Source organism: Micromonospora foliorum (genome assembly GCF_022229015.1).
Classification (GTDB): Bacteria; Actinomycetota; Actinomycetes; order Mycobacteriales; family Micromonosporaceae; genus Micromonospora; species Micromonospora foliorum.
In genome coordinates, this window is sequence record NZ_JAKKFF010000254.1 from 1 (window position 1) to 6,840 (window position 6,840).

A 6,840-nucleotide genomic window follows, 5' to 3' on the forward strand; every position below is an offset into this window, starting at 1 on the left:
CGCCTGCCTCGCCCTGGCCGGGTCGCTGGCGTCGTCGGTCAGGGCGAGGCAGGCGCCGAGACCGACCGCGGCGAGCAGGATGGCCGGCAGGAGCAGGTCACCCCGGTCGAGGGCGAACAGCACCGCGCCGGCGAGCAGCGCCACCGGGCCGTACGCTCGGCCCCACCCGCGTGGCGGCCGGGTCAACGCGGCGCACAGGAACCCGGCGACCGCCACCGGCACCGGTGCCAGGCCGAACAGCGGCGAACGAGCCACACCATCCCCGGCGACCAGGTACGACATCCCGGTCCGGGCCAGGGCCGGGGAGAGCGCCACCATTCCGGCCAGCAGCAGCGCGGGACCGGCCAGCAGCCAGGCCCGGCCACCACCGGGGCCGGCAACGGCGTCAGCGGGGCCGTCAGGGGCGTCAGCGGGGCCGACAGCGGGGCCGGTAGGGGCGTCAGCGGGGCCGGCGAGGGCGTTACCCGTACCGCCGCGCTGGGCGGGTTGCGCCGTGCCGACCAGGAACACCACCACCGCGACGACGCTGAGCAGCCAGGCCACCCAGTCGCCCCGCCAGACCAGGTCGACGGTGTCCAGCACGGCGTGCAGGGCCGCGTTGACCGCGATCCCCAACGCCAGCCCCGGGACCGGTCGGTCGGTGTCGGCGGCGACGCCGACCAGCCAGACCAGCCCGGCGAGCAACCCGGCGGTGGCCAACCAGAGCTGCGTACGCCCGCCGGGAGCGGCGGTGAGCGTGAGCCGGGCGACGGCGAGCGCGACAGCGGCGACGACCGTGACCGGGCGGGCTCCGACTCGGCGGACCACGGCGGGTGCGCCCAGCGCGAGCACGAACCAGCCGAGGGCGAACGCCCCCATCAGCTCCGCCGGGGTGGACGCCGCCTGACCGAAGATGGTGATGATGCCGGGTAGCCAGACCCGCAGCACGTCGATGAGGAGGAGCACGCCCAGCGCGAGCGTGCCGGTGGTGACCTGGCGGTAGCGCACCGGCGCCCCATTTCCCGTCGGCGGACCGGCGGAGGGGTGGCCGGCACGGCGATTCTGCGCGAGCGGGGCAACCGGGTCAACGGTCCCCGTACGCCGAAAGACCGCCCCGGTACGCCGAAAGGGCGCCCACCCACGGGTGGACGCCCTTGCGGTGCGGGTCGGTCAGCGCTTGCTGGCCGCCTTCTTGGCTGGAGCCTTCTTCGCCGGCGCCTTCTTGGCCGCCGTGCTCTTGCTCGCCGTCGCGGTGGTCTTCTTCGCCGCGGTCGACCGGGTCGCCGCGGTGGTCTTCTTCGCCGCGGTGGTCTTCTTGCTGGCGGCCGTCTTGGTCGCCGTGGTGCTCTTGCTCGCCTTGGCCGGGGCGGTCTTCTTGCTGGCGGCCGTCTTGGTCGCCGTGGCGGTCTTGCTCGCCTTGGCCGGGGCGGTCTTCTTGCTGGCCGCCTTGGCCGTGGTCGCCTTGGTGCCCGCCGCCTTCGCGGTGGTCGCCTTGGTGCCGGTCGCCTTCGTGCCCGCCGCCTTGGCCGTGGCGGTGCTGGCGGCGGTCTTCTTCGCCGCCACCGTGGCCTTCGGCACCTTGCCGCTGGCCACCATCTCCTTGAACCCGGCGCCGGGGCGGAAGGTCGGGACTGACGTCTTCTTGACCTTCACCGCCTCGCCGGTACGCGGGTTGCGCGCTGTTCGCGCGCCACGCACACGCTTTTCGAATGCTCCGAATCCGGTGATCGCCACCTTCTCGCCCTTGGTGACCGCCGCCTGGACCTCGGTGAGGACCGCGTCGAGCGCGGCCGTCGCCATCTTCCGGTCCCCCAGGCGTACGGCGAGCGCCTCGATGAGCTCGGCCTTGTTCACGACTTCCTCCCGATTGTGCAACTGACTCGTCGCGAGCCATTCTGCGCGCACGGTATGCCCTGTGCTGCCGGGACACAAACATTCGGTAGAAAAAAGCCCTTGTGTCGTAACGGATTCACCCCCACCGGATGGACCGATGGGGGTGAAATCCGCTGTGCGAGCGACCTAACGGCTATGCCACGGAGGGCAGGAACGGCAGTCGGCGTGCCTCGTAGGAGTCGATGTCGGCGGCGTGGCGGAGGGTGAGTCCAATGTCGTCGAGACCTTCCAGAAGCCGCCAACGGCTGAAGTCGTCCAGCGGGAAAGACCAGCTGGCGTCCCCCGCCCGGAGCTGGCGGGCGGTCAGGTCGACGGTCACTTCAGTGGTCGGATCCGCCTCGATCAGGTCCCACAACTCTTCGACGGCTTTCAATTCCAACTCGACCGGCAACAGACCCTCCTTGAGGGCGTTGCCGCGGAAGATGTCACCGAAGCGCGGGGCCACCACGGCGCGGAAGCCCCAGTCCCGCAGCGCCCAGACGGCGTGCTCCCGGGAGGAGCCGGTGCCGAACTCCGGGCCGGCGATGAGGATCGACGCCCCGGAATAGTTCTCATCGTTGAGCACGAATGCCGGATCTTCCCGCCAGGCGCTGAACAGCCCGTCGGCGAAGCCCGTCCGGGTCACCCGCTTGAGGTACACGGCGGGGATGATCTGGTCGGTGTCCACGTTGGACCGGCGCAGCGGCACTGCCGTGCCGGTGTGGGTGGTGAACTTGTCCATCTCGTCGGTCCCTTCTACAGGTCGGCGGGGGCGGCCAGCCGGCCGACCACGGCGGTGGCGGCGGCCACCGGCGGGGAGACCAGGTGGGTACGCCCACCCCGGCCCTGACGGCCCTCGAAGTTGCGGTTCGAGGTGGAGGCGGAGCGCTCGCCCGGCTTCAGTGTGTCGGGGTTCATCCCCAGACACATGGAGCAGCCGGCGAACCGCCACTCGGCCCCGGCGTCGGCGAAGACCTTGTCCAGCCCCTCGGCCTCGGCGGCCTCCCGCACGGCGGCGGAGCCGGGCACCACGAGCATCCGAACGCCGTCGGCGACCCGGTGGCCACGCAGCACGTCCGCGGCGGCCCGCAGGTCCTCCAGGCGGCCGTTGGTGCAGGACCCCACGAAGACCACGTCGATGGGCAGCTCCCGCAGCGGGGTGCCGGGGCGCAGATCCATGTACTCCAGGGCCCGGCGGGCGGCGGTGCGCTCCGAGTCGGTGGTGAACTCCTCAGGGTCCGGCACCGGCGCGCTCAGCGGCGCGCCCTGCCCGGGGTTGGTGCCCCAGGTGACGAACGGGGTGATCTGGCTGGCGTCCAGGGTGACCTCGGCGTCGAAGCGCGCGCCCTCGTCGGTGGGCAGCGTCCGCCACCACGCCACCGCCGCGTCCCAGTCCGCGCCCTGCGGCGCGTTCGGTCGACCCTTGAGGTACGCGAAGGTGGTCTCGTCCGGCGCGATCATGCCGGCCTTGGCGCCCCACTCGATGGACATGTTGGCGATGGTCATCCGCCCCTCCATGGAGAGGGCGCGGATCGCCTCGCCGCGGTACTCCACGATGTGCCCGCGACCCCCACCCGTGCCGACCTGCGTGATCAGCGCGAGGACCAGATCCTTGGCGGTCACGCCGGGCGCGAGGCGGCCGGTGACGTTCACGGCCATCGTCTTCGGCCGGCTCTGCGGCAGCGTCTGGGTGGCCAGCACGTGCTCCACCTCGCTGGTGCCAATGCCGAAGGCGAGCGCGCCGAAGGCGCCGTGGGTGGCGGTGTGCGAGTCCCCACAGACGATCGTCAGGCCCGGCTGGGTGAGACCGAGCTGCGGGCCGATCACGTGCACGATGCCCTGGTTGTCGTCGCCGAGCGGGTGCAGCCGCACCCCGAACTCGGCGCAGTTGCGGCGCAACGTCTCGATCTGCGTACGCGACGTGGGGTCCGCGATGGTGAGCAGGTCACCACGGCGGAGACGGAACGCCTGGTCGGCGTACCCGGTCGGGGTGTTGTGGTCCTCGGTCGCGAGGGTCAGGTCGGTACGACGCACCCGGCGCCCGGCGAGCCGCAGCCCGTCGAACGCCTGCGGGCTGGTCACCTCGTGCAGCAGGTGCAGGTCGATGAAGAGCAGGTCCGGCTCACCAGCGGCGGACCGTACGACGTGCGCGTCCCAGACCTTCTCGGCCAGGGTCCTCGGCTCAGGAGTGACTCCCACCATCTGGACATCCTAAATTCTGGGAGGTAAGTTTCGGCTTGTGGGACACAGTATGAGCGGTGTCGGCGTTCTCGACAAGGCGGTGGTCATCCTGGCCGCCTGCGTGGACGGCGCCAGCCTGGCCGAACTCGTTGAACGCACCAAGCTGCCCCGGGCCACCGCACATCGCCTGGCCCAGGCCCTGGAGATCCACCGAATGCTGGTGCGGGACACCCAGGGCAGATGGCGGCCCGGCCCCCGCCTGGGCGAGCTGGCCAACGCCGCACCGGACGTCCTGCTGACCGCCGCCGAGCCACTGCTGGCCGCGTTGCGCGACGCCACCGGTGAGAGCGCGCAGCTCTACCTGCGCCGCGCCGACGAGCGGATCTGCGTGGCGGCGGCGGAGCGCGCCAGCGGTCTACGGGACACGGTTCCGGTCGGCTCGGTGCTGCCGATGACGGCCGGCTCCGCGGCCCAGATCCTGCTCGCCTGGGAGCCGCCGGAGGCGGTGATGCCACTGCTGCCGCGCAGCAAGTTCACCGGCCGCACCCTGGCCGAGGTACGCCGCCGCGGCTGGGCGCAGAGCGTCGCCGAGCGGGAGGCCGGTGTGGCGAGCGTCTCCGCCCCGATCCGCGACCGCACCGGCCGGGTGATCGCCTCGGTCAGCATCTCCGGCCCGATCGAACGCCTCGGCCGCCGCCCCGGCGAACGCCACGCCATGGCCGTAGTAAGAGCCGGCCAACGCCTATCCGGCCTCTAACCCGCCGCCCTCTCTCCCCCTCCCCTCCCACCCTCCCCCCGTTGATCATGAAGTTATTGCCACCGACCACGGCGTGTCGTGACAACAACTTCATGATCAACGGGGGCGAGCCGGGGACGGAGCCAGAGGACGGGGCGCGGGGTGGGATGGGACGGGGTGGGGACGACGAGAAAGGCTCATCTCGCTGGGCGAGATGAGCCTTTGGTTGTAGCCCCGACCGGATTCGAACCGGCGCTACCGCCTTGAGAGGGCGGCGTCCTGGGCCGCTAGACGACGGGGCCAGAACTTTTCCGTTCACCACCCTCGCGGGCGGTGCGACTGTAGTCTAGCGGCACCGCGCCCGGGCACGAGCGCGGGGTGCGGGGTCACCCGAGGGCCCGGCGGCGAGCCAGAACGCGCCCGGTGGCGAGCCGGGACGCGCCCGGCGGCGGACACGAAACAGCCCGCCTCACCGGGTGAGACGGGCTGTGCGCGATGTAGCCCCGACCGGATTCGAACCGGCGCTACCGCCTTGAGAGGGCGGCGTCCTGGGCCGCTAGACGACGGGGCCAGAACAACTTTTGCTCCCCCACCTTAGCGGTGGAGGAGCTGCACTCTACCGAAGACCACCCTCCGCCCCCGAAGGGGCGGAGTCGAACTCCGTCAGAATCCAGCGTCTGGAAATTCTCGCGAATTCCAGCAGCGCTGGGGTACCAGGACTCGAACCTAGACTAACTGAACCAGAATCAGTCGGGCTGCCAATTACCCCATACCCCATTGGCCCCTTGCGGCGCCGGGAGTGAACTTTACCCTCCCGGTGCCGGCAGGCCAAATCCGATCCCCCCGAACCACCTGTGAGCTGCGGAAACAGGGGCATCAGACGGATCAGGCGACGGGGACCACCGGGTTGGTGAGCTCACCGATGCCGTCGATCCGCACGGTGACCGTATCCCCCTCGACAAGCGGGCTAACCCCGGCCGGAGTGCCGGTGAGAACGACGTCGCCGGGCAGCAGGGTCATCACGTGCGAGATGTACGACACCAGGCCCGGCACGTCGAAGACCATGTCCTTCGTCCGGCCGAGTTGGCGTACCTCCATCTCCTCCGGGTTGCGACCCACCTCACAGCGGATCTCCAGGTCGGAGACGTCCAGCCCGGTGGTGATCCACGGGCCGATCGGGCAGAACGAGTCGAAGCCCTTGGCCCGGGTCCACTGCCCGTCCGAACGCTGGAGGTCCCGGGCGGTGACGTCGTTGGCGCAGGTGTAGCCGAAGATGGCGCGTTCGGCGGCGGCCCGGTCGGCGCGGCGCGCGCCGGGCGCCCCGATCACGACCGCCAGCTCCGCCTCGTGCTCGACCTGCTTGGAGAAGATCGGCAGTCGGATGGCGTCCCGGGGGCCGATCACCGAGGTGGACGGCTTGAGGAAGAGCAGCGGCTCCTTGGGCACCTCGTTGCCCAGCTCGGCGGCGTGGTCGGCGTAGTTGCGGCCGACACAGACGACCTTGCTGGGCAGGATCGGCGAGAGCAGTCGAACGTCGGAGAGGGCCCACCGGGCCCCACTGAAGGAGAGTTTGCCGAACGGGTGGCCCTCGATCTCGGCGATGGTCAGGCCCTCCGGCCCGGCCCCCGATTCGCCTTCGACGGCACCGAACGACATTCCCTTGGCATGGGCGAAACGAGCGATACGCACCCGGCCAATCTAGCGCCGCCGGCACCCGAACCGGCCAGGACCGGCGGTCGGGTGTGCTCAACCCATCAGCGCGCGGCACCCTACCGGAGCTGGAGGTGACCGGGGCGGACTTCCCGACTTCGTACCCGCACGGACGCGACTCGCCCCTAGCGTCGGCTCCGGAGGTTCGTTCGTATGCCTGCATCGACACGACACCACAGAGCCCTCGCAGTGTTCGTGCACTGCCTCGGCATCCTCGCCGCCGTGCCGGCCCTGCCGACGGCGGCTCCGGAGGCGGCGGCCGCGCCACGACCACCGGCCGCCACGCCACAACCAGCGGCCGCCACGCCACGACCACCGGGCGCCACGCCACAACCAGCGGCCGCCACGCCGCAACCAGCGGC

At 71.2% G+C, this 6,840-nt stretch carries 5 protein-coding genes, 3 tRNA genes and 2 pseudogenes; 2 read left to right on the forward strand and 8 right to left on the reverse strand.

What is annotated here, in order from left to right; translation table 11 throughout:
- The 4 genes and pseudogenes from PSH25_RS19240 to leuC form a co-directional block, all read right to left on the reverse strand.
- Positions 1 to 987: pseudogene (locus PSH25_RS19240) on the reverse strand (endonuclease/exonuclease/phosphatase family protein); the annotation flags it as partial.
- Between the two features lie 162 nt (positions 988 to 1,149).
- Positions 1,150 to 1,833 (reverse strand): HU family DNA-binding protein, encoded by a 684-nt coding sequence (locus tag PSH25_RS19245; RefSeq protein ID WP_238660403.1) that lies wholly within the window; start codon positions 1,831 to 1,833, stop codon positions 1,150 to 1,152.
- A 172-nt stretch (positions 1,834 to 2,005) separates the two neighbouring features.
- On the reverse strand, positions 2,006 to 2,593 hold the full coding sequence (leuD, locus tag PSH25_RS19250) for a 3-isopropylmalate dehydratase small subunit (RefSeq protein WP_238660404.1): 588 nt from the start codon (positions 2,591 to 2,593) through the stop codon (positions 2,006 to 2,008).
- Positions 2,594 to 2,607: 14 nt separating this feature from the next.
- Positions 2,608 to 4,053, reverse strand: a complete 1,446-nt coding sequence (leuC, locus tag PSH25_RS19255; RefSeq protein WP_238660405.1) for a 3-isopropylmalate dehydratase large subunit — start codon at positions 4,051 to 4,053, stop codon at positions 2,608 to 2,610.
- A 49-nt stretch (positions 4,054 to 4,102) separates the two neighbouring features.
- Here leuC and PSH25_RS19260 point away from each other — a divergent pair, with 49 nt between their 5' ends.
- Positions 4,103 to 4,789, forward strand: a complete 687-nt coding sequence (locus PSH25_RS19260) for an IclR family transcriptional regulator (protein ID WP_007456408.1) — start codon at positions 4,103 to 4,105, stop codon at positions 4,787 to 4,789.
- A gap of 208 nt (positions 4,790 to 4,997) precedes the next feature.
- On the opposite strand, the gene PSH25_RS19265 is transcribed toward PSH25_RS19260, so the two are convergent.
- The 4 genes from PSH25_RS19265 to PSH25_RS19280 all read right to left on the reverse strand — a co-directional run bounded on the left by PSH25_RS19265 (position 4,998) and on the right by PSH25_RS19280 (position 6,457).
- Positions 4,998 to 5,070 (reverse strand) — tRNA-Glu (locus PSH25_RS19265).
- Between the two features lie 196 nt (positions 5,071 to 5,266).
- A tRNA-Glu gene (locus PSH25_RS19270) sits at positions 5,267 to 5,339 on the reverse strand.
- Between the two features lie 134 nt (positions 5,340 to 5,473).
- A tRNA-Gln gene (locus PSH25_RS19275) sits at positions 5,474 to 5,545 on the reverse strand.
- Between the two features lie 108 nt (positions 5,546 to 5,653).
- On the reverse strand, positions 5,654 to 6,457 hold the full coding sequence (locus PSH25_RS19280) for a fumarylacetoacetate hydrolase family protein (RefSeq protein ID WP_238660406.1): 804 nt from the start codon (positions 6,455 to 6,457) through the stop codon (positions 5,654 to 5,656).
- A gap of 174 nt (positions 6,458 to 6,631) precedes the next feature.
- On the opposite strand from PSH25_RS19280, the pseudogene PSH25_RS19285 reads away from it, so the two are divergent.
- Positions 6,632 to 6,840, forward strand: a pseudogene (locus tag PSH25_RS19285) (hypothetical protein); the annotation flags it as partial.

What these genes read in the sequence shown, in the direction of transcription:
- leuC (WP_238660405.1), bottom strand. Translation starts at nt 4,053, where the DNA reads ATGGTGGGAGTCACTCCTGAGCCGAGGACCCTGGCCGAGAAGGTCTGG.
- PSH25_RS19260 (WP_007456408.1), top strand. Translation starts at nt 4,103, where the DNA reads ATGAGCGGTGTCGGCGTTCTCGACAAGGCGGTGGTCATCCTGGCCGCC.
- leuD (WP_238660404.1), bottom strand. Translation starts at nt 2,593, where the DNA reads ATGGACAAGTTCACCACCCACACCGGCACGGCAGTGCCGCTGCGCCGG.